Source organism: Nocardia testacea NBRC 100365, from assembly GCF_000308775.1.
Taxonomy (GTDB): Bacteria; Actinomycetota; Actinomycetes; order Mycobacteriales; family Mycobacteriaceae; genus Nocardia; species Nocardia testacea.
In genome coordinates this window covers 1-1,636 of record NZ_BAGJ01000073.1, presented here as the reverse complement: position 1 = coordinate 1,636, position 1,636 = coordinate 1, and the positions used below count along the sequence as shown (strand labels likewise).

Sequence of the window (1,636 nt, the reverse complement as noted above, 5' to 3'; positions counted from 1 at the left end):
TTTCAGCGACTGGACTCAACCAGGGCTTCAATGGGGCAGGTTTTCTAGCTTAACCGTCCAGTGGCTCAGAGTCAAACTCCGCTCTTCGGCCGGCCTGTCAGGCGCTCCTCGTACTACCTCGTTGTCCCTGGTCCCTCCGGCTCGGCGTTTCCGCCTCGCTCCGGGCCCCTGGTCGGTGTCCGTGTCGCTCTGACGTTGAATAAGTTACGCGGCGGGGAACGCTACGTCAAATCGCCACTTCGGCAGGGCGTTTACGCAGTTCAGAGGCTTGCCGAGAGGCGATCGGGCGGGCTGGATCGCCGAAGTGTGACCCAGCCCACCAAGATCAATTTCCGGAAGCCCGCCGGACACCCGCGAAATTCCGCTTGCCACGGCGCAATACGAGCCATTGTCCGTGCAGGTAGTCGCTGCTTTCCGGGGTCCAGTCGAGGTCCTTCACGCGCTCGTTGTTTACCGATGCGCCCCCTTCGTTGACCGCTCGACGGGCCGCGCCACGGCTTTCGCACAAACCGGAGGCCACCAGCAGATCGACGATCGTGTCCGCCCCGGGCACGACCTCGGCGACCTTCCCGTCCACGGCCGCCTCACGCAGCGCCGCGGCCAGGGTCGGCTCGTCGAGCTCTCGGAGTTCACCGCGCCCGAACAGCGCCTGACTCGCCAGCTGCACCGAGCGGGTGTTCTCTTCTCCGTGCACCAGCGTGGTCATCTCCGCCGCCAGCCGGCGCTGCGCCTCGCGGGCGTGCGGGCGTTCGGCGGTTGCCTGCTCCAATTCGGACAGCTCCGCGCGATCCAGGAAGGTGAACCAGCGCAGGTACCGCACGACATCGGCATCGGCGGTGTTCACGAAGTACTGGTACCAGGCGTAGGGGCTGGTCAGCTCCGGGTCGAGCCAGAGACTGCCGCCGCCGGTGGATTTGCCGAATTTCTTACCGTCGGCCGAGGTCACCAGCGGGACCGTCAGCGCGTGGACGGCGGCACCGTCCACCCGGCGGTTCAGTTCCACTCCGGCGATGATGTTGCCCCACTGGTCCGAGCCGCCGACCTGCAGCACGCAGTCGTGCGTACGGCGCAGCTGGAGGTAGTCGTTGGCCTGCAACAGCATGTAGCTGAACTCGGTGTAGGAGATGCCCTCCCCCTCCAGGCGCCGCTTGACGGTATCGCGGGCGAGCATCACGTTCACCGAGAAGTGCTTGCCGATATCGCGCAGGAAATCGATCGCGCTCAGCGAGCCGGTCCAGTCCATGTTGTTCACGATCAGCGCGCCGGTCGGCGAATCGTCCAGGTCGACGAACCGCTCGAGTTGCGAACGGATCCGGTCGGCCCAGGCGGCGACGGTGTCGGCGGAGTTCATCGTGCGCTCACCGACATCGCGGGGGTCACCGATCAACCCGGTGGCGCCGCCGGCCAGCACGATCGGCCGGTGCCCGGCCCGCTGGAAGCGTTTCAACGCCAGCAGCGGCACCAGATGACCGGCGTGCAGACTGGCCGCGGTGGGATCGAAACCGGCATAGAGATTGCGCGGGCCCGAGCCCAGCGCCTCCCGGAGCGCGTCGAGGTCGGTGGACTGCGCGATCAGACCGCGCCAGGTCAGTTCGTCGATGATGTCGCTGCTCACGGCTCCATCTTCGCCTACGTC

Annotated in this window: 1 protein-coding gene; it reads right to left on the bottom strand. The window is 66.4% G+C overall.

Going from position 1 to position 1,636, the window contains the following annotated elements; translation table 11 throughout:
* Window positions 1–325: 325 nt before the first annotated feature.
* Window positions 326–1,615 (bottom strand): tyrosine--tRNA ligase, encoded by a 1,290-nt coding sequence (gene tyrS / locus ON38_RS09320; RefSeq protein ID WP_039824050.1) that lies wholly within the window; start codon window positions 1,613–1,615, stop codon window positions 326–328.
* Window positions 1,616–1,636 lie beyond the last annotated feature (21 nt).